The following is a 268-nucleotide window of genomic DNA, read 5'->3' on the forward strand; positions in this document are numbered from 1 at the left end:
CACGCCTTCCACTCGCCGCTGATCGAACCGGCGCTCGCGGACTTCGCCCGAGCCGCGTCCCGGGCCACCTTCCATGTGCCCCGTATACCGGTCGTCTCGGCACTGACCGGACGTCAGGCCACCGGAGACGACCTGCGCTCGGCGGGCTACTGGGTCCGCCACGCCCGTGAGACCGTGCGGTTCGCGGACGTCGTACGTCATCTGGTACGGGAAGCGAAGGTGACCGCGTTCGCCGAGGTGGGTCCCGGCACCCAGCTCACCTCGGCCG

At 70.9% G+C, this 268-nt stretch carries 1 protein-coding gene; it reads left to right on the plus strand.

Annotated features, from left to right (window positions below):
• A partial coding sequence (locus tag BEK98_RS47735; protein WP_143684317.1) for an acyltransferase domain-containing protein occupies positions 1-268 on the plus strand: 268 nt, incomplete at both ends.

The organism is Streptomyces diastatochromogenes (genome assembly GCF_002242805.1).
GTDB classification, from domain to species: domain Bacteria; phylum Actinomycetota; class Actinomycetes; order Streptomycetales; family Streptomycetaceae; genus Streptomyces; species Streptomyces diastatochromogenes.